This window comes from Sulfurimonas sp., assembly GCF_028714975.1.
In the GTDB taxonomy this organism is placed as follows: domain Bacteria; phylum Campylobacterota; class Campylobacteria; order Campylobacterales; family Sulfurimonadaceae; genus Sulfurimonas.
Genome location: NZ_JAQTLH010000014.1, coordinates 1 through 19,213 on the forward strand (window position 1 = coordinate 1; position 19,213 = coordinate 19,213).

General features: G+C 37.9%; 19 protein-coding genes. 16 read left to right on the forward strand and 3 right to left on the reverse strand.

Going from position 1 to position 19,213, the window contains the following annotated elements; translation table 11 throughout:
- Window positions 1-286: 286 nt before the first annotated feature.
- The 3 genes from PHQ93_RS10105 to PHQ93_RS10115 form a co-directional block, all read right to left on the reverse strand.
- Window positions 287-1,696 (reverse strand): APC family permease, encoded by a 1,410-nt coding sequence (locus PHQ93_RS10105; protein WP_299943958.1) that lies wholly within the window; start codon window positions 1,694-1,696, stop codon window positions 287-289.
- An 84-nt stretch (window positions 1,697-1,780) separates the two neighbouring features.
- Window positions 1,781-2,437 (reverse strand): response regulator transcription factor, encoded by a 657-nt coding sequence (locus PHQ93_RS10110; protein ID WP_299943961.1) that lies wholly within the window; start codon window positions 2,435-2,437, stop codon window positions 1,781-1,783.
- A complete protein-coding gene (locus PHQ93_RS10115) occupies window positions 2,437-3,654 on the reverse strand; it encodes a HAMP domain-containing sensor histidine kinase (protein ID WP_299943964.1) in 1,218 nt (405 codons plus the stop codon). The genes PHQ93_RS10110 and PHQ93_RS10115 overlap by 1 nt, the downstream gene beginning before the upstream one ends.
- Before the next feature lie 64 nt (window positions 3,655-3,718).
- Between PHQ93_RS10115 and PHQ93_RS10120 the strand changes: the two genes are divergently transcribed.
- The 16 genes from PHQ93_RS10120 to PHQ93_RS10195 all read left to right on the forward strand — a co-directional run bounded on the left by PHQ93_RS10120 (window position 3,719) and on the right by PHQ93_RS10195 (window position 19,208).
- Window positions 3,719-4,231: a peptidylprolyl isomerase gene (locus PHQ93_RS10120; RefSeq protein ID WP_299943967.1), complete on the forward strand. Its 513-nt coding sequence runs from the start codon at window positions 3,719-3,721 to the stop codon at window positions 4,229-4,231.
- 92 nt (window positions 4,232-4,323) lie between these two features.
- Entirely contained in the window at window positions 4,324-5,406 is a 1,083-nt protein-coding gene (locus PHQ93_RS10125; RefSeq protein ID WP_299943970.1) for an epoxyqueuosine reductase QueH, read from the forward strand.
- 51 nt (window positions 5,407-5,457) lie between these two features.
- On the forward strand, window positions 5,458-5,904 hold the full coding sequence (fabZ, locus tag PHQ93_RS10130) for a 3-hydroxyacyl-ACP dehydratase FabZ (RefSeq protein WP_299944038.1): 447 nt from the start codon (window positions 5,458-5,460) through the stop codon (window positions 5,902-5,904).
- Window positions 5,904-6,686, forward strand: a complete 783-nt coding sequence (gene lpxA, locus PHQ93_RS10135) for an acyl-ACP--UDP-N-acetylglucosamine O-acyltransferase (protein ID WP_299943973.1) — start codon at window positions 5,904-5,906, stop codon at window positions 6,684-6,686. Before fabZ ends, lpxA begins: the two co-directional genes overlap by 1 nt.
- Entirely contained in the window at window positions 6,686-7,930 is a 1,245-nt protein-coding gene (gene clpX / locus PHQ93_RS10140; protein ID WP_299943976.1) for an ATP-dependent Clp protease ATP-binding subunit ClpX, read from the forward strand. Before lpxA ends, clpX begins: the two co-directional genes overlap by 1 nt.
- Before the next feature lie 9 nt (window positions 7,931-7,939).
- On the forward strand, window positions 7,940-8,977 hold the full coding sequence (locus PHQ93_RS10145; RefSeq protein WP_299943979.1) for a rod shape-determining protein: 1,038 nt from the start codon (window positions 7,940-7,942) through the stop codon (window positions 8,975-8,977).
- A complete protein-coding gene (gene mreC / locus PHQ93_RS10150) occupies window positions 8,970-9,731 on the forward strand; it encodes a rod shape-determining protein MreC (protein ID WP_299944041.1) in 762 nt (253 codons plus the stop codon). Before PHQ93_RS10145 ends, mreC begins: the two co-directional genes overlap by 8 nt.
- Before the next feature lie 81 nt (window positions 9,732-9,812).
- Window positions 9,813-13,070: a carbamoyl-phosphate synthase large subunit gene (carB, locus tag PHQ93_RS10155; protein WP_299943982.1), complete on the forward strand. Its 3,258-nt coding sequence runs from the start codon at window positions 9,813-9,815 to the stop codon at window positions 13,068-13,070.
- Between the two features lie 2 nt (window positions 13,071-13,072).
- Entirely contained in the window at window positions 13,073-13,504 is a 432-nt protein-coding gene (locus PHQ93_RS10160; protein WP_299943984.1) for a hypothetical protein, read from the forward strand.
- A 16-nt stretch (window positions 13,505-13,520) separates the two neighbouring features.
- The gene (locus PHQ93_RS10165) at window positions 13,521-14,168 is read left to right on the forward strand and encodes a hypothetical protein (protein WP_299943987.1); all 648 of its coding nucleotides are present in this window, start codon (window positions 13,521-13,523) and stop codon (window positions 14,166-14,168) included.
- Between the two features lie 3 nt (window positions 14,169-14,171).
- Window positions 14,172-15,350, forward strand: a complete 1,179-nt coding sequence (locus tag PHQ93_RS10170) for a glutathionylspermidine synthase family protein (protein ID WP_299943989.1) — start codon at window positions 14,172-14,174, stop codon at window positions 15,348-15,350.
- Window positions 15,351-15,367: 17 nt separating this feature from the next.
- The gene (gene dapE, locus PHQ93_RS10175) at window positions 15,368-16,465 is read left to right on the forward strand and encodes a succinyl-diaminopimelate desuccinylase (RefSeq protein WP_299943992.1); all 1,098 of its coding nucleotides are present in this window, start codon (window positions 15,368-15,370) and stop codon (window positions 16,463-16,465) included.
- A gap of 4 nt (window positions 16,466-16,469) precedes the next feature.
- Window positions 16,470-16,871 (forward strand): thioredoxin family protein, encoded by a 402-nt coding sequence (locus PHQ93_RS10180; protein WP_299943995.1) that lies wholly within the window; start codon window positions 16,470-16,472, stop codon window positions 16,869-16,871.
- Window positions 16,868-17,242 carry a RidA family protein gene (locus PHQ93_RS10185; protein WP_299943998.1) on the forward strand — a complete coding sequence of 125 codons (375 nt, stop codon included), beginning with the start codon at window positions 16,868-16,870 and terminating at the stop codon, window positions 17,240-17,242. Before PHQ93_RS10180 ends, PHQ93_RS10185 begins: the two co-directional genes overlap by 4 nt.
- The gene (locus tag PHQ93_RS10190) at window positions 17,239-18,465 is read left to right on the forward strand and encodes a TolC family protein (protein WP_299944001.1); all 1,227 of its coding nucleotides are present in this window, start codon (window positions 17,239-17,241) and stop codon (window positions 18,463-18,465) included. The genes PHQ93_RS10185 and PHQ93_RS10190 overlap by 4 nt, the downstream gene beginning before the upstream one ends.
- Complete coding sequence (locus PHQ93_RS10195; protein ID WP_299944003.1) at window positions 18,462-19,208, forward strand: efflux RND transporter periplasmic adaptor subunit; 747 nt, start codon at window positions 18,462-18,464, stop codon at window positions 19,206-19,208. The genes PHQ93_RS10190 and PHQ93_RS10195 overlap by 4 nt, the downstream gene beginning before the upstream one ends.
- Window positions 19,209-19,213 lie beyond the last annotated feature (5 nt).

Consider the following 19,213-nt stretch of genomic DNA (forward strand, 5'->3'; position numbering starts at 1 on the left):
AACTCTCTTATCTGTCCGCTTGCTTTGCCTTGTGCAAACATACCGTTTAAATCTTCCGCCGCATTAACATTTAATGAACCAAGAAGACCAATCGTCACTGTACTCAATATCAATTTTTTATTCATCTTATTTTCCCCTGTGAATTTTAAACACTCTAATCCTAAAGCAGAAAAATAGCATGAACATAGCATTGGTAAGAAAAGTTACTTTTTGAACTTGTAGATTTGCAAGATGGGTAAAAATGTAACAATTGTTCAGATTTGCCGTTGTCTCTTTTGAGGCAAAATTAATGGTTCAGGAATTCTCCGCGAGAGCGAAAATAGAAATAAAAGGGTATTCCGAGCATAATCAGCCCCAGTCCCGTCAGCGATTCGAGAGGGCGGGTATAGACTGCATTGATAACAATTACCGCACAGCAAGCTAAAAATAACAGCGGAACAAATGGATACCCAAAGGTGAGAGTGAGTTTTCCTGCTTGTTTTAGACGGATAACGGCGATTGCTCCCAGCGCATAAAAGATAAAAGCGGCAAATATCAGCATGTCGGTGAGTTGATCAAATGTACCGCTGATGATAAGTAATGAAGCCCATATCATCTGCCCGACCAATGAAATATAGGGGGTACGATAATGCGTATGAACTTTGGAAAATGGTTTGAAAAAATACCCCTCTTTGGACATCTGATAATAGACCCGTGCCGCAGACATTGTACTCGCCTGTGTCGCACCGAATGTCGAAATCATAATGAGTGTAGATATGACGGTGATCCCAATAGGTCCCATTGTGATCCTTGCTACTTCAACCGCCGCGATGCTCCCATCTTGAGAACGCAGCTTAGCAAAATCGGCCGGAGTGAGTACTTGTAGATAGGCATAATTGACCAGTATATAGAGGAACATGGTGAGTAGCGTTCCGATAATGATTGCTCTTGGGATATTTTTGGTCGGATCTTTAAACTCACTTGCCATATTAGTGATGTTGACCCATCCGTCATATGCCCAAAACGCCCCCAGCATAGCGGTAAAAAAAGCGCTTACCCGTAAAATATTGCCCGTTTGTTCAGAACTGAGGATATGCACCGGAGTCGAAGCAACACTAGTGCCTCCGGAGTAGGTAAGCCCCAGCGCTATAAGGAGCAAGATACCCAAAATCTTGGCACCGGTGACGATGTTACTGAGCCATCCACCCCCTTGAACGCCTCGAATATTAAAAAGGGTCAAAAAGAGCAATGTACTTAAGGCAACGAGTTTGACAGAAGCATTTTGAAATGGAAATATGACTCCCCCGATGCTGTACGAGCTGTAGGTTTCTAAAATTGAGGGGATGTGAAAGAGGTTGACGAGCGATTCGGCAAATACATAGGCAATAGAGGCGATAGATGCGGTACTGATTACGGTAAAGAAACTCCACCCATAGATAAATCCGAAAAACCCCCCGAAGACATTTTTAAAATACTGAAACTGCCCTCCCGCCTCTTTGGTTGTTGTGGCTAGTGACGCAAAGCTGAATGCTCCTAGCATCGTAATAAGTCCTGCAATCACCCACGCCCAAAGAATGAGCGATTCGTCCAAGAGTTCTGCGGACATAGGAGTAATTTTTTTAAAGACCCCTGAACCAATCATGTTTCCCGCAACGAGAAGTATTGCGGTACCAAGTCCTAGGACTTGAAGCAGTGATGGTTGATGCTGTTTTTTCATAGGTGATATTTCCTCATAAATCTGTATCCATAATTGTACTCGATAGAAGCTGATTTTAGTAAAATCAAATTGAAAGAGGAGAGACTATGGTTTATCTATCATATATCCCATGCCTCGTACATTTATGATTACATCCTCTTTTAGGAATTTTTTTAGTCTGTTTATCTCCGCTCTGATAGTTGCGTTGTCGACTATCTGTTCACTCCAAACATAGGTTTGAAACTGCTCAAAATCAACAACCCTGCCGCGGTTACGGGAGAGCAAATCTATGATTTGAGACTGTCTTTTTGTAAGTATTTGTGGCTCTTGGCTGAAAAGAAGTGTGCTGTGCTCTTGGTCGTAACTATAATTTTTGGAGAGTCTTAGATGGATTCTTGGAGTGTTGTTAAAAACATTTACTCTATCTACTCTAAGAGATAACTCTTTTAAATGAAAAGGTTTTTTCAGGTAGTCGTTGCATCCCAGATTGTAAGCCCTTGAGATATCTTCAATATCCACTAAAGCACTTATATAGATAGCAGGGATATGTATCTTTAGTGCATGAATCTTCTCTAAAAACGATAATCCGTCTAAGTTTGGAACGGTTATATCTAAAATCAGCAAATCATAAGAATTCTCTTTTATGGCATAAAATGCTTCAAGACCGTCTAAAAAGCTCTCAACTTGATGCCCGTCAGATTCAAGATACTCGCAGATGGATTCATTTAACATTATCTCATCTTCTAAAAGCAAAATTTTCATTACTCCCCCATTACTTTAAACTTATAGCTAAATGTTGTCAGAGAGTCGTTTGAGGCAACATCAACTTCCACACTCTCTTCCTCGCAAATACTCTTTACGAGTCTAAGTCCAAGTCCAAAGCCGTCTCTGCTCTTCTCTTCTCTATAATATGCCTCAAAAACCTTTTGCGTATCTTGTATAATTTTAGATTTACTGCTTACTAAAAACTCCACATAAGTACCGACTTTTATAAGTTTTACATGTACTACTTCATTTGGCAGCGTGTATTTTATGGCATTTGTTAGAGTATTATCTACAATTCGTTGAAGTTTTGTTTCATTAAAGTATATATGAAACTCCTCGTTTGGTTCTTTATAATCAAAGTATATGCGTGAGAGCTCTGCAACTTCACTGAAAAAATCTATTCTGCTGTTTAGAAAATTTTTAAAATTTATAACTGATTTTTTATACTCTACCTGATCTTTTTTTACCAAGTAACTCAAATCATCATAAATACTAAAGATATTTTTTACCGCAGCTTCTATCTTTGAGAGCTGCCTATCTTTTGGATGCTTCATCACATAAAGTTCTATACTTGTTAAAATAACGCTAAGAGGCGTATTTGTTTCATGAACCGTATATCTCAAAAACTCTTTTTGGGCTTTAAGCAGGTCTTGTGAAAATGTCTTCTCTTCTTGCAAAGTTTCATTTATCTGCAGTAAATCCGCCGTCTTTTTTTTGACTCTCTCTTCAAGGGATAGATTTAGTTCTTGAAGTATATTTTTTTGCTCATTTATCTTACGAACCATCTCATTTGCATAACCGACCATTATCTTGAAATCCTGAAAAAATATGGCGTTTGAGTTTATGGCTTCTTCTTTGTCAACGGCTTTTTTAAAGAAATCCAAAAATGTCTGAGTATCTCTTTGAAGAAGTTTGTTGAAGAGGTTGTTTAATCCCAAAAATATTGCAAAGATAATAAACGAGAGTGTAACAATCGCTAAAACACTTTTTATCAATACAGATTTTAATTTTTGTTGTTTTTCTTGTAAAAGCTCATTGCTGTTGATATTTTCAAAATTCATAGAAGAGCTTTGTACGATAGTATTTTCGTAATCTTTATAAATATCTTCTACCAATAATCCGACAAAAATCATAGTAAATAAAAAGAGAACCAAAATTGTAAAAACATTAGCCTGTTTTATTGTTATGTTTTGAAATAGTGATTTTATTTTCATGTGTAAGATTATATATTATTAAACTTAGATTATAATTCCAAAAAAATTAATAAAGGTAAGAAAAATGTTTGGAAGAAAATTAAAAACATATGATTTAAGTGCTGAGGAGTTAAATAAACTTCAATGGGCAAAAATCTCTACAAGCAAAGGCGATATCTGGATAAAACTGTTTCCTGAAGAAGCTCCAAACACTGTTGCAAACTTTGCATATTTAGCAAATACAGGTTTTTACAATAACCTAAATTTTCACCGCGTAATCCCGGGTTTTATGGCTCAAGGCGGTTGCCCGCACGGAACAGGAACAGGCGGACCAGACTGGGCAATTCCTTGTGAGACTAAGAAAAATACTACTAAGCATAGAAGAGGAGCGCTTTCAATGGCTCATGCAGGAAGAGATACCGGCGGAAGTCAATTTTTCATCACTTTTGTCGCAACTCCTCACTTAGACGGTGTTCACACTGTTTTTGGTGCTATTGAAAAAGATGATGTTCAGAGTTTTGCCGTTTTAGACAGCATCAAAGGTCAAGATGCAATTAACTCTATCGAGATTTTTGAAACCACTGAAAATAGACACTAAAGTGAGCAAAGCCCATTTTAGTGGCAGGGACAAATGTCCCTTGCAACCCCCTAAAGCTACGAAAAACAAGTTTTTCGAGAATTGAGTCACAGATGCTGGTACATATCTGCTGCAGCGTAGATTCACACTTTTTCTTAGAAAAACTTCAACACGACTATCCGCAGGAGAAGCTTATCGGCTTCTTCTACGACCCAAACATTCACCCATATTCAGAGTATCAACTTCGCCTGCTTGATGTTAAGCGGTCATGCAAAAAACTTGGGTTGGAACTTCTTGAGGGAGAGTATGATTTTGAGGCGTGGATGGAAGCGGTAAGAGGTTTGGAAAATGAGCCTGAGAAGGGTGGGCGATGTGAAGTTTGCTTCGATAAACGATTTGAAGTAAGTGCGAAAAAAGCTCTTGAACTTGGAGAAAAAAGTATAACCACTACACTGCTTGTAAGTCCGTTAAAATCACAAGAACAGCTCAAAAAAAGCGGTGATATTTTTTTTAAAAAGTACGGTGTTGAATTTATTGCGTATGATTACAGAAAAGATGGCGGAACACAGGATCAGAGTCGTGTCACAAAAGAGCAACAGCTCTACCGCCAAGACTATTGCGGTTGTATCTATGGACTAACCATGCAAAGAGAACAGCAAGATCGCCTAATGGATGAGATGTTTAGCCCTATCTCCAACCAAATTCAGCCCGCTTCCATAGAAGAGCGACTTGATATGTACAAATATCGCAATGAGTTAGAAGATAAAAATATCGACTATAAAATCATAAAAGAGAAGTTTTTAAACTATCGTCAATTTAACTTCAAACTTATCTCACAAAAAAATGAGGTTATCCCTGCTTATGCACTTTTTTACTCAACGCTTCCTAGAAAAAAGGCACAAGGAACGGTAGAATTTTTACATAATAATATCGGCTATTTTAACCGTGAAGAGATAAAATTCGTAACTTTAGGATTTTTTAACTCAGCATGCAATTTTAGATATAAAAGAGTTACAGAACTGATATTTAACCCGCCGACTATTGAAGAAGAGTTAAAATTTAGAGATGTTATAACATCCGCGAATTATGATTTGACTCCGATTATTATTGTCGATGAAATACCGCAAACAAAGCTAACGATAGAACTTGATGCAAAAACTTATGAAGACACGAGAGAAAAACTAATCGTTATATAATCTTTTTTTTGGTAAAATAGTCAAAATTTTTATAAAGGCTTTTGTATTATGATTATGGATGTTATGGAAATTCAAAAAATTATTCCTCACCGTTACCCTTTTTTACTTTTAGACAGAGTTACCGAGATTAAAGAAAATGAATCTCTAATCGGGTTTAAAAATGTAACAATCGGCGATAATGTTTTCCAAGGTCATTTTCCGGGTCATCCAATCTATCCAGGCGTTATGATATTAGAAGGTATGGCTCAAGCCGGCGGTATATTGGCATTTAAAAGTATGGGCGATATGACAGAAGAAGAGGCTGCCGGCAAAGTTGTCTATTTTATGAGTATCGACGGCGCAAAATTTCGTGCTCCCGTAAGACCGGGAGACAGACTGGAGTATCGCATTAGCGTAATAAAAAACAGAGGTCAAATTTGGGTGCTTGAGGGTAAAGCATTTGTTGATGATGTTTTGGTTTCAGAAGCCGAATTAAAAGCTATGATTGTAGATAAATAATGAGTAAAATTTCTCCACTGGCTATCATCGAAGATGGTGCGGTTATAGGTAAAAATGTTGAAATCGGGTCGTATTGTATTATCTCTTCTCAGAGTACAATCGGCGATGGAACAAAAATAGAGCAGGGCAGCTGTATCTACGGAAAGACGACTATCGGTAAAAATAATCATATATTTTCACATGCCGTAATAGGTTCGGCTCCGCAAGATTTGAAGTTTGCGGGTGAAGATGTAGAGTTGATAATAGGCGACAATAACAGGATTAGGGAGTTTACGCTCTTTAATCCGGGTACAAAAGGCGGCGGCGGAAAAACCATTATCGGTTCGCACAACCTTTTTATGGGTTATGTTCATATCGGACATGATGTTATTATCGGAAATCACTGTATTTTGGCAAATGCCGCTACGCTTGCAGGGCATGTAGAAATGGGAGATTATGCCGTGATAGGCGGTATGACGCCGATTCATCAGTTTGTGCATATCGGCGATTATGCGATGGTGGCAGGTGCGTCTGCACTTGCACAAGATGTTCCGCCGTTTTGTATGGCTGAGGGAAATCGCGCAACTCTTAGAGGTTTAAACTTAACAGGTCTTAGAAGACATTTAGACAGAGATGATATAGATGAGTTAAAATCAGCCTATAGAGATCTTTTTGAAGCAGGAAAGCCGCTAAAAGATGTTGCAAACGAGTTGCTTGAAAAAACAACAAATCATCATGTTCAATCACTTTGCAACTTTGTTCTTAAAACAAAAAGAGGAATCCCGTATGAGAGGAAACATTAATGATATACAGAACATGTAGCTTTTGTGGTACTAAAGAGAATGATACAAATCCCTTAATCGCAGGAAGGGGTGTATACATTTGCAAAAATTGTGTAATATCGGCTTATAAAATTATGTTTGGAGACGACAGTGCTTCTGTTTCGTCAAAGAGTGATGAGTTGGTTGATGCCGTCGGAAAACTGATGACTCCAAAAGAGCTTGATAGTTTTCTTTCCGATTATATTATAGGTCAAGAGCGCGCTAGAAAACTACTAAGCGTAGCAGTTTATAACCATTACAAGAGAATTTTTAAAACTCATAATGCAAAAGATGATGATACCGAAATTGCAAAATCAAATGTGCTTCTTATAGGACCTACGGGAAGCGGAAAAACTCTTATGGCTCAAACAATCGCTAGAGTCTTAAATGTTCCTATCGCAATTGCCGATGCTACAAGCCTTACGGAAGCCGGATATGTAGGAGAAGATGTTGAAAATATTTTAACAAAACTTCTTCAAGCAGCAGACGGCGATGTGCAAAAGGCTCAAAGAGGAATAGTTTTTATAGATGAGATAGATAAAATTTCTCGTATGAGCGAAAATAGATCTATTACCCGGGATGTTTCAGGGGAAGGCGTACAGCAAGCTCTTTTAAAAATCATAGAGGGTGCCGTGGTAAATATTCCGCCAAAAGGCGGACGAAAACACCCAAATCAAGAGTTTATAGCAGTTGATACTACGGGAATTCTATTTATTTGCGGCGGTGCATTTGACGGACTTGATGAGATACTCAAGAAAAAACAGGGTGAAAATGTTTTGGGCTTCGGTCATGACAAAAAAAGTAAAAAAGAGCGTAAAATGAGTTATGACATGGTTGAACCTGATGATTTGGTAAGCTACGGTCTTATTCCCGAACTTGTCGGTCGTTTGCCGATTATTGCGTCGCTTAATGAAATTACCGAAGATGATATGGTTCGCATTTTAACTGAACCTAAAAACTCTATTATCAAACAGTATAAAAAACTATTTTCAATTGATAATGTCGAACTTAACTTTGAAGAAGACGCATTAAAAGCGATAGCTGTAAAATCTATCAAAAGAAAAACAGGTGCTCGCGGACTTCGTGCAATTTTAGAAGAGAATATGATAGATATTATGTATGAACTTCCGGAATATGATGGATATGAAGTGTTGATAACAAAAGCTGTGATAGATGATGGTGAAGCACCTGTCTATATCAAAAAAAATTCAAAACAGATAGCATAAGGTGGCATAATGATATTTAATAAATTAATTGGGCTTTTTTCAAATGATTTAGCTATAGATTTAGGAACTGCAAATACGATTGTTATAGCAAAAGGCAAAGGCATTATTATAAATGAGCCTTCCGTCGTTGCCGTTAAGACGGAAAAATTCGGACATCAGAGAGTTTTAGCAGTCGGACATGAAGCAAAAGAGATGGTCGGTAAAACACCGGGTAATATCAAAGCTATCCGCCCGATGCGTGATGGGGTTATTGCCGATTTTGACGTAACCGAGAAGATGATTCGAAAATTCATTGAAAAAGCTCACGGAAGAAGATCCTTAATTAGTCCGAGAATTATTATTTGTGTTCCGTACGGCTTAACACAGGTTGAGCGAAAAGCTGTTCGTGAATCGGCGCTTAGTGCAGGGGCTAGAGAAGTATTTCTTATTGAAGAACCGATGGCAGCGGCAATCGGAGCCGGTATAGAGATACGCGAACCGCAAGGAAATTTAGTGGTTGATATCGGCGGCGGTACGACTGAAATTGGTGTTGTATCGCTGGGCGGACTTGTGCTTTCAAAATCAATTCGTACAGCCGGCGATAAAATAGATCAGGCAATCGTAAACTATGTAAGAAAAAAATATAACCTTCTTATCGGTGAGAGAATTGCCGAAGAGATTAAAATTGCAATCGGTACTGCAGTAACGCTAGAAGAAGAGTTAAAAATTGTCATAACAGGTCGAGATCAGGTTGAGGGGCTTTTGAGTTCGGTTGAACTTACGAGTGAAGATGCCAGAGAGGCGATGAGAGAACCTCTTAAGGAGATTGGAGAAGCTCTTCGCGATGTGCTAGAGCAGATGCCTCCGGATTTAGCCGGTGACATCGTAAATCACGGTATTATATTAACAGGCGGAGGGGCGCTTATTCGTCAACTTGACAAGTACCTCTCAGATATGGTAAAAATATCCGTATATGTTGCAGATGAGCCGCTTCTTGCCGTTGCCCGCGGAACAGGTCGTGCACTTGAAGAGATAGATTTACTGCAAGAACTTTTTGAAAATGACTAAGGGACTATTTAGTTTTTTTTCAATATTTATTGCACTCTTATTGGGTGCATTGTATTATACCGATATCATTCAATCCCCTTTTATCTCTGCACTAAATAGTATTAAATCAAATTACCACACTTCAACGGAATTTATACAAAGACAGGTAGTTAGATACTTTTTTCAAGCAGCTCATATAGCAGAACTTGAAGAAAAGCTTGAAAAATATGAGAACAATCACTTAGTTATGCAGCAGTTGGCATCAGAGATAAACGATCTTCTTGCGCAAAACAGTTCAAGTTTTAAAACAAATCCGGAAGTGGAGTTAGTCAGAACTATCTCATATCAAAAATTCGGCGATCAAAATAGAGTTTGGCTGGAAATCAATGATTACAACTCTTCTCGCGTATACGGGTTGACATATAAAGAGCTTGTTGCAGGAATAGTTATTTCAGATAACGGTAGAGCATTGGGGCTTTTAAATCGTGATATTAAAAGCTCATATGCCGTTTATGTCGGAGATGAAAAAGCACCGGGTATTGCGCATGGAAACAGCGCAGAAAATTTAATAGTCAATTTTATTCCGGCTTGGTTTATGATAAAAGAGGGAGATGAAGTTATAACTTCCGGTCTGGATGAGATCTTTTTTAAAGGATTAAAAGTCGGAACCGTGGTATCTGTTACAAAATCGCAAGGTTATCAAAGTGCGGTAGTAGAGCCCTATTATAAAGCAAATAATCCGAACTACTTTTATATGATAAAAAAAACAAAATAAAGCTCCAAATCTCATCAAATCTTAAGTGCTTTTTACCTATAATAAACAAATTTTTTTATGTACAGACACAAAAGGTAAAAAATGCCAAAACGCACCGACATTCATACTATCTTACTTATTGGTTCAGGTCCAATTATCATTGGTCAAGCTTGTGAATTTGACTACTCAGGAACGCAAGCAGTTAAAACGCTAAAAGAACTCGGATACCGCGTAGTTCTCATTAACTCTAATCCGGCTACCATCATGACGGATCCTGAATTTGCGGATAGAACATATATTGAACCTATCAGAGAAGATGTAATTGCTAAAATAATTAAAGATGAAAAAGTTGATGCAATTCTTCCTACTATGGGCGGGCAAACAGCACTTAATGTTGCTACTAAAATGTATGAAAAAGGGATGCTTGAGGGTGTCGAATTTTTAGGTGCATCTCCTGAGGCTATTCATAAAGGCGAAGATCGTTCAGCATTTAAAGAGGCAATGATAAAAATCGGAATGGACTTGCCGTTTTCGATGTATGCATACAATATGGACGATGCTCTTGTCGCAGCAGAGAAAATCGGTTTTCCGATAATTATCCGTGCATCGTTTACGCTTGCAGGCGGTGGAAGCGGTGTTGCTTATAACATGGATGAGTTTAAACTGCTTGCTAAACGCGGACTTGATGAATCTCCCGTTAGCGAAATTTTAATCGAAGAGTCTCTACTTGGTTGGAAAGAGTATGAGATGGAAGTTATCCGTGACAAAGCGGACAACTGTATTATCGTATGTTCTATAGAAAACTTTGACCCGATGGGCGTTCATACCGGCGACTCTATAACAGTTGCACCTGCACTCACGCTTACGGATAAAGAGTATCAAAGAATGCGTAATGCTTCTTTTGATATTTTAAGAGAAGTAGGTGTTGACACGGGCGGAAGCAATGTTCAATTTTCAATTGATCCAAAAACGGGAAGAATGATAGTTATCGAGATGAATCCCCGTGTTTCTCGCTCATCGGCTTTGGCTTCAAAAGCAACGGGATATCCTATTGCAAAAGTTGCAACTCTTTTAGCCGTCGGTTTTACTCTTGATGAAATCACAAACGACATTACGGGAACTCCGGCATCTTTTGAACCGGTAATCGACTATGTCGTTACAAAAATCCCACGATTTACATTTGAAAAATTTCCTGAAGCAGAAAATACGCTTAGTACGAGTATGAAATCAGTCGGCGAAGTTATGGCAATTGGGCGAACATTTAAAGAATCAATCCAAAAAGCGCTATGTTCACTAGAAACCGGTTTATGCGGATTTGATGAGATGGATGCGGACTTTGATTTTATAAAACATGAAATTCGCCGTCCAAATGCAGACAGAGTTCTATATGTTGCAGAGGGTTTTCGCCGCGGTATGAGCGTAGAAGAGATGTTTGATACATGTAACATAGACCCATGGTTTTTATATCAGCTAGAAGAGATAATAAAAACAGAGGGCATTATAACGGATAAAATTTTAAGCGACGAAGAGTTTATGAGAAGCGTGAAAGTTGACGGTTTTTCAGATAAAAGAATCTCTCAACTGATAACTAAAAACTCAAATAAAGAAGTAAGCGAAGAGGATGTTTACAAAGCTAAAAAATCTCTTGGCGTAAATCTCGAATATAACGAAGTTGATACATGCGCAGCAGAGTTTGAGGCACTTACTCCTTATCTTTACTCAACAACGAATATTACAAAACTTCCTAATGTTAAAAATAGAGTGAGCAACAAGAAAAAAGTTCTTATTCTCGGCGGCGGACCAAACCGTATCGGTCAAGGTATCGAGTTTGATTACTGCTGTGTTCACGCTGCATTTGCTCTTAAAGAGATGGGTATTGAAACCATTATGTATAACTGTAATCCTGAAACGGTTTCAACAGACTACGATACTTCTGATGTTCTCTACTTTGAACCTATTGATTTTGAGCATGTAAGAGAAGTTATAGAAAATGAAAATCCGGATGGAGTTATCGTTCACTTTGGCGGTCAAACCCCTCTTAAACTTGCAGATTCTCTTACAAAAATAGGAGCAAAAATCGCAGGCACACCCTCTGCCGTAATCGATTTGGCAGAAGATAGAGAGCAATTCTCCAACTTTGTAAACAAACATGGATTGAAGCAGCCTGCAAACGGACTTGCTCGTACAAAAGAGGAGTCGTTTGTTATAGCGCAGAGACTTGGCTATCCCGTACTTGTTCGCCCGTCGTTTGTTCTTGGCGGACGCGGAATGAGAATTGTTTACAGTGAAAATGAGTTGAAGCAGTATATAGATTTAGCGGTGTCAATCTCGAATAATGCTCCGGTTTTGATAGATAAATTTTTAGATCAGGCAATTGAGCTTGATGTTGATGCTATTTGTGACGGCAAAGATGTTTACATCGGCTCTGTTATGCAGCACATAGAAGAGGCTGGAATTCACTCAGGAGACAGTGCATGTTCGCTTCCTCCGGTAAATCTATCAAAAGAGATGATTGACAAAGTTGAGCAGCAGACAAAAACAATTGCACTTGGTCTTGGCGTTCGCGGACTTATGAATGTTCAGTATGCAATCTATCAAGATGAAATTTACTTAATCGAAGTAAATCCACGAGCTAGTAGAACCGTTCCGTTTGTCAGTAAAGCGACAGGTATGCCGCTGGCAAAAGTTGCAACCCGCGTTATGGTCGGAGAGACTTTAAGAGATGCACTTAAATACTATGACAAATATAACATTGTAGCAGAAGAGAACGGACTTCTTAAGCCTCGCCTAAAAGGTCATATCTCTGTTAAAGAGGCCGTATTCCCATTCCATAAACTCTACGGTGCGGATTTGGTTTTAGGACCTGAAATGAAATCTACGGGTGAAGTTATGGGGATTAGCTCAAACTTCGGAATTAGTTTTGCAAAAGCTCAGATAGCAGCAGGAAATAAAATTGTAACAAGCGGAACATGTTTCCTCTCTTTTGTAGATACAGACAAAAAACATGCTCCTGAGATTGCAAGCGGACTTCATAGACACGGTTTTAAACTTGTTGCGACAAAGGGTACGCAAGCCGTTATCGAAGAGGCAGGTATCCCTTGTGAAGTTGTTTTAAAGATCTCTGAAGGTCGTCCTAATATCGAAGACAGTATGAAAAATGATGCTATCCATATGGCGATTAACACATCCGATAACAATACATCGAAAAAAGATGCACTTGTTATTCGTCAAGAAGTTTTAAAGAGAAATATTCCGTATTTTACAACTTTAAGTGCAGCGAGAGCGCTTATTCTTGCCCTTGATGAAATGAAAAACGATTCATGGTCTTCCTCAAAAGCATTACAAGATTTTCTAGCATAGAGATGCCGATAATACTCGCTCAAACCGACACTACTGTCGGTTTTTTGTCTCAAAATAGAGAAAAATTATACGAAATAAAATCCCGTCCGTCAACAAAACCGTTTATTAAAGTTTATAAAAATTTCAAAAGTTTTTTGCAAGACGGCAATAGAGTTATAAATAGCAGAAAAAATTTAGTTCGCAGATCCAAAAAAACCACATTTATAATCAACAATTTTTCATTCAGGGTTGCGCCTTTTACTTTAAACTCTCAAATACTTCGAGATAGTTCATGGTTTTACTCTACATCTGCAAATAGAAGCAGTGAAAGATTTAGTAGAGAATTTTGTGAGTCAAAAGCTGATATAATAATAGAAGATATAAATGGTTTGGTTGAAAAAGATTCGTCGGCTCTTATAAAGCTAAATAGAAAAAAAAAGAGAAAACTAAGATAAATAAGGATTGAGAGAAGTGAGACATATTTCTTCGATAGCAAGCGGAATTGCACTCGGAAGTGCCGGTGTGCTGATGATGAGCGTTTTAACAGGATGTGAATCGACACAACAGAAACAAGAAGAGCAAAAAAAGCATAAAAATAAATTTTTAATTATACAACAGCAGGGAGACGGCAAATATGTTGTAGTTGAAGAGATGCCGACAGATGGACCAAGCAGAGCACTTATTCGTGAAAAAGATGCCAACGGTAATATGGTTGAGAGATTTATGAATGAAGAGGAGATGAAAAAACTCGCCGAGCAGGAGTATCAAAAAGTTCAAAACGGTAGCTCTGAGACAATAAAAAGCGGTGAGAGCAGTGCAGGAATGGGACTTGCAGGGACTATTTTAGCCGTTGCTGCCGGCTCGCTTTTAGGGAATGTGATAGGTAATGCATTGATGAACAATAAGAACTTTGCATCTCGCTCATCAACAGTAAACCAGAGTGCATACAGTCGCCCAAGTACACCTGCAAGTGCGCCTAGCAGTGCACCTGCATCTTCTTCAACCAAGAAGAGCTATTTTGGCGGTTCAAGTGCACCTGCAAGTGCACCTGCAAGCTCACCTAGCGCTGCACCTTCATCTTCGCCTTCATCATCTAGCACTTCAACAAATGGCGGTTAAAAAATGATTAAGTTACAAAATATTAGACCTGTTAAAAATGAGCAGCTTGAGCAGCTTGGATTTACATGGCATACGGATAGTGATAACAGCAGATATATAAGCGATAGCTTAGTGCAAATTACACAGGATGAAGCAGAAGCATATTATGAAGCGGTAAACGAGATATACGATATGTACGCCGAAGCTGCAGGGTATGTTATAGAAAATGACCTTTTCTTTGAGCTCGGAATCCCTTTTAATTTAGTAGATGCAATTAAAAAAAGTTGGGAAAATGATGTTCATTGGCACATTTACGGCAGATTTGATTTAGCAGGCGGAGTAGACTCCAAACCCATAAAACTTTTAGAGTTTAATGCCGATACGCCTACATCTCTTTTTGAAACTGCTCTGCTTCAATGGGCGCTTTTAAAAGAGAACGGGATGGATGAGAATAGACAGTTCAATAATGTTTATGATGCCATTAGAGAAAATTTCAAAAGGTTAATTACTCTTTTTGACGATACGGAGTTTTTTGATGAGAGATATGAGGGATGGAAAATACTCTTCTCTTCAATCCAAGGCAACGATGAGGAAGAGGCTACTACGAGATTTCTTCAGCAAATGGCAACAGATGCAGGGTTTAATACAAGTTTTGAGTATTTACAAAGCGTAAAGTTTGATGAAAACGGGATATATGACAGATACGAAAATCAATATGAGTATTGGTTTAAACTCTATCCTTGGGAAGATATTGCCGTAAATGAGCCTGAACTTGCAACAACTCTAACGACTATTATGCAAAACCAAGCCGCAATTATCTTAAACCCTGCATATACGCTTTTGTTCCAATCAAAAGGTATGTTAAAAATTTTATATGATCTGTTTCCTGATTCGCCGTATCTTCTAAAAACATCTTTTGAACCGTTAAAAGGGATGAAATATGTAGAAAAATGCGCCTTTGGCAGAGAGGGAGCAAATATTAAGATAGTCGGTGCAGACGGAGCTGTTTTAAATGAACAAGGCGGAGAGTACGGCAATCATAAAAAAGTTTACCAAGAGTATACAGAGCTTCCAAAAGATGCAAGTGGAGTAAAATATCAAGCAGGCGTTTTCTTTGCTTATGAGGCATGCGGTCTCGGCTTTAGAAAAGGCGGTGAGATTATGAACAATATGAGTAAATTTGTCGGACATGTTATAGTTTAAAAGTGAGGGTGGCATAGATGGGATTAATCGAACTTTTTAAATTTATGATAGAACAGAAAAGCGAAACACCCGATGATGGCGGGCTTTTAGATTTTATAGAGAGTTATTTAAATGATTTTAAGGCAGTGCGCATTGATGTAGAGGGTGTAAAAAATCTCTTTATCTATAAAAAATTCGGCGAGGGAGAGCATCTCTGTTTTGCAGGTCATGTCGATGTCGTTCCCTCAGGGAGCGGTTGGGATACAAACCCTTATGAAGCCACCCAGAAAGACGGTTACATCTACGGCCGCGGAACTCAAGATATGAAGAGCGGTGTTGCCGCATTTACTCAGGCCATAAAAGAGGCAAAAGAGTTTAACGGTACGCTATCTCTGCTTTTAACCTCAGATGAAGAGGGCGAGGGAACGCATGGAACGATTGAAGTTTTAAAATATTTAAAAGAGAACTATCTGCTTCCTGATGCGGTTGTCGTTGCAGAGCCTACATGCGAAGAAGTTTTTGGAGACGCTATCAAAGTAGGCAGACGCGGCTCGATTAACGGTTACATTACTGTAAAGGGCAAGCAAGGTCACGCGGCGTATCCCGAAAAATCCATAAACCCTATTGATTTAATCGCTCCGAAATTAGCAAATATGGCGGGAGTAGATTTGGATAACGGAGATGAGTTTTTCTCTCCAAGCAAGTTTGTCATAACGGATATACGAGCAGGTATGCAGGTAACAAATGTAACTCCAAACGAGCTTAAAATGATGTTTAATGTCAGAAACACGACTCTTACGACTCAAAAAGAGGTTAAGGAGTTTGTAGCTAAAAATCTTGAGAGTTTGGAGTATGAGTTAAAATTAACGCAAGGCTCTTATCCGTTTAGAACAGACACGAATACAAAACTTGTTAAAAATATAGATAAAGCCATAGAAGATGTAACAGGTATAAAACCAAAATATTCAACGGCAGGCGGAACTTCAGACGCAAGATTGGTAGCTGCTTTTGGTATTGATGTGGTAGAATTTGGTGTGATAAACGATACTATTCATGCAGTAAATGAGAGAACTTCGGTAAAAGAGGTTGAAAAACTTTATGAGGTATTTAAAAATTTGATTAGGATGTGGAGATAAAAATATGAGATATTTTATTTTAATATTAGCGTTAATATCTACTTTAAGTGCCTTAAATTGGCCAAATGATTATGAAAAAGCATTAGCGCAAGCCAAAAAAGAGAAAAAAGATATCTATCTTTTTTTAGGTTCGGAGTATTGTAAATATTGCGATAAGTTTAAAGAAGAGGTTTTGGCAAAAGATGAGGTTTTACAAAAGCTCAAAAAGAGCTATGTACTTTTATATCTCTCAAGGGATATAGACGATATACCTGCCGGACTTGAGGTAAAACCCGTTCCAAGACACTATTTTTTAGATAGCAACGGTAAGATAATCTACACAACAATCGGCGGAAGAAGCGTTAAGGGTTTTTATGAACTCTTAGATGAAGTAAAAGAAGCAAAAGAATTTAAGGAAAAAAGATGAAATTCGTTCAAACAAATAGAGCACCCTCGGCAATAGGTCCATATTCACAAGCGGTTATTGCAAACGGTATGGTTTTTACATCGGGGCAGATTGCTCTTACGCCTGAGGGCGTTATGCTTGAGAGTGATATAGTTATTCAGACAAAGCAGGTTTTACAAAATCTTCAGGCTGTTTTAGAAGAGGCGGGAGCTTCTATGGATAGCGTAATTAAAACAACTATTTTTTTAGCTTCTATGGATGATTTTGCAGCCGTAAATGAGATATATGCGGAGGCTTTTGGTTCTCATAAACCATCTCGCTCAACCGTAGCAGTAAAAACTCTTCCTAAAAATGCATTGGTGGAGATTGATGCTATAGCATTACAAAAATGAAAAAACTGCTTTTTTTGATACTTCCTTTTGCGGTGTTTGCCGATGATTTAAGATCTATTTTAGAGTATGCACAACAAAATAATAATCTTGTTAAATCTTATAGATACACTAAAGATGCAAAAGAGAGCGAGGTTGAATCAAAAAAGAGCGACTATTTTCCAAAAATCGATATCGGTGCCTCATATAAAAATACAAGTGATGTTACATCATTTCAGATAAGCGATATTTACAGCGGATACGGCAGGGTAGAGTTTGATATTTATGACGGCGGCGCTAAATCATCACAGCTTGATAGGGCAAAAAACGAGTATAAAGCAAGTGGACACGATGAAGTGCAGATGAGAAAAAATCTTTCCCTTCAAATAGTTAAAGATTTTTACGAGATAAAAAGCTTAGAAGCACACTTAAGAGCAAAAGAGGACGCTAAAAAATCTATTGAGGAGCAGTTGGATAGAATTAAGCAGTTTTATGATGCAAAACTTGCCACGCAAGATGATATAGATAGACTTCAAGCCTCTTATGACACAAACCTTTATGAGATTGAGTCTATAAATTTTGATATATTAAGCCTTAAAAAATCATTAGAGCTAAAAGCCTCAAAAGAGATACAAAACCTTGAAGAGTCCAATTTTAAAGAGGTTTTGGTTTTGGATTTTGAACAAAGTGATGATATAAAATCGCTTAGCTATAAACAAAACGCAGTAAAAAATAGTGCCCAAGCACTCGAAAGTGCATACTATCCGAAAATTAAAGTAGAAGATAGTTATACTTTTTATGGGTATGAAAATATTAGTCCAAACCATCCTTTAAAAATCGATAGACAAAATGTATTGATGCTTAGTCTAAATATGAGAATTTTTGATTATGGGGCGACAAGCGAAGTAAAGCAATCCCTTGAGCTAAACTCAAAAGCTATGCATGAACAGATAGAGCAGATTTCCAAAGAGCAAAAAATGCAAAGAGAGATTGCAGTCGCAAAGATAAACAGTGTAAAGTTAAAGATTAAAAGCTCAAAAAGCGCTTTAGTCTCAGCCTCAAGCGCATTTAAAACCATAAATGAGAAGTATAATGCCGGCATAGTCGATTATGTAATATATCTTGATGCACTTACTTCAAAAACAAGCGCAAATGCCGTGTATGAACGCTCGTTAAATGAGTTGGAAACGGCGTATGCACTATTTTACTACTATAGCGGTAAAAATTTAGAGGAGTTTTTAAAATGATAAAAATATTTTTAGGGGTTGTTTTTTTAATTATAAGTGCAAATGCACAAGAGATATATGCAAATTTTTTCGTAGAGGCACAAAAAAGTGCAAATTTGGCATTAGATGCAGGCGGTATAATCAAGAAGGTATATGTAGATATTTCCCATAAAGTAAAAAAAGGCGACAAGCTTGTAGAACTTGCAAATGACGATATAAAAGCTTCTCTTGATATTGTAAAATCAGAAGTTGCAAATGCAGAGGTTGTTTTTAAATATGCAAAAAAGGATTACGATAGACAAGAGAAGGTTAAACATCTTCTCGATGAAGCGAGATTTGATGTTTATGCTCTTGCTTATGAAAAGGCAAAAACAGCACTAGAACTTGCAAAAGCAAATCTGGCTTATAAACAAACCCTTTATGACAAAACAGTGCTATATGCTCCGTTTGACGGTGTTATATTTGAAAAAACCGTAGAAGTCGGAGATGTCGTAACCGAGATGTCGCCAAAAACAATTTTAAAAATTCAAAGCCAAAATGAGCGAAAACTTGTGTTAGAGTTTGACCAAAAATATTGGAAAGAAGTTAAGGTTGGTCAAACATTTAACTACAAAATAGACGGAGATGAAAAAGAGCATAAGAGCGTTATTACAAAAGTTTATCCGCGTGTTAACGCTCAGAGTAGAAAGCTTAGTGCGGAGGTAGAGGCAAAAGATTTTGTAGTCGGGCTTTTCGGCGACGGCTATATAGACTCTAAAAAGTAGCCTAT

What these genes read in the sequence shown, in the direction of transcription:
- PHQ93_RS10125 (WP_299943970.1), top strand. Translation starts at nt 4,324, where the DNA reads ATGCTGGTACATATCTGCTGCAGCGTAGATTCACACTTTTTCTTAGAA.
- PHQ93_RS10180 (WP_299943995.1), top strand. Translation starts at nt 16,470, where the DNA reads ATGAGATATTTTATTTTAATATTAGCGTTAATATCTACTTTAAGTGCC.
- carB (WP_299943982.1), top strand. Translation starts at nt 9,813, where the DNA reads ATGCCAAAACGCACCGACATTCATACTATCTTACTTATTGGTTCAGGT.
- PHQ93_RS10110 (WP_299943961.1), bottom strand. Translation starts at nt 2,437, where the DNA reads ATGAAAATTTTGCTTTTAGAAGATGAGATAATGTTAAATGAATCCATC.
- dapE (WP_299943992.1), top strand. Translation starts at nt 15,368, where the DNA reads ATGGGATTAATCGAACTTTTTAAATTTATGATAGAACAGAAAAGCGAA.
- PHQ93_RS10170 (WP_299943989.1), top strand. Translation starts at nt 14,172, where the DNA reads ATGATTAAGTTACAAAATATTAGACCTGTTAAAAATGAGCAGCTTGAG.
- mreC (WP_299944041.1), top strand. Translation starts at nt 8,970, where the DNA reads ATGACTAAGGGACTATTTAGTTTTTTTTCAATATTTATTGCACTCTTA.
- PHQ93_RS10185 (WP_299943998.1), top strand. Translation starts at nt 16,868, where the DNA reads ATGAAATTCGTTCAAACAAATAGAGCACCCTCGGCAATAGGTCCATAT.
- PHQ93_RS10105 (WP_299943958.1), bottom strand. Translation starts at nt 1,696, where the DNA reads ATGAAAAAACAGCATCAACCATCACTGCTTCAAGTCCTAGGACTTGGT.
- clpX (WP_299943976.1), top strand. Translation starts at nt 6,686, where the DNA reads ATGATATACAGAACATGTAGCTTTTGTGGTACTAAAGAGAATGATACA.
- lpxA (WP_299943973.1), top strand. Translation starts at nt 5,904, where the DNA reads ATGAGTAAAATTTCTCCACTGGCTATCATCGAAGATGGTGCGGTTATA.
- PHQ93_RS10115 (WP_299943964.1), bottom strand. Translation starts at nt 3,654, where the DNA reads ATGAAAATAAAATCACTATTTCAAAACATAACAATAAAACAGGCTAAT.
- PHQ93_RS10145 (WP_299943979.1), top strand. Translation starts at nt 7,940, where the DNA reads ATGATATTTAATAAATTAATTGGGCTTTTTTCAAATGATTTAGCTATA.
- PHQ93_RS10160 (WP_299943984.1), top strand. Translation starts at nt 13,073, where the DNA reads ATGCCGATAATACTCGCTCAAACCGACACTACTGTCGGTTTTTTGTCT.
- PHQ93_RS10190 (WP_299944001.1), top strand. Translation starts at nt 17,239, where the DNA reads ATGAAAAAACTGCTTTTTTTGATACTTCCTTTTGCGGTGTTTGCCGAT.
- PHQ93_RS10195 (WP_299944003.1), top strand. Translation starts at nt 18,462, where the DNA reads ATGATAAAAATATTTTTAGGGGTTGTTTTTTTAATTATAAGTGCAAAT.
- PHQ93_RS10120 (WP_299943967.1), top strand. Translation starts at nt 3,719, where the DNA reads ATGTTTGGAAGAAAATTAAAAACATATGATTTAAGTGCTGAGGAGTTA.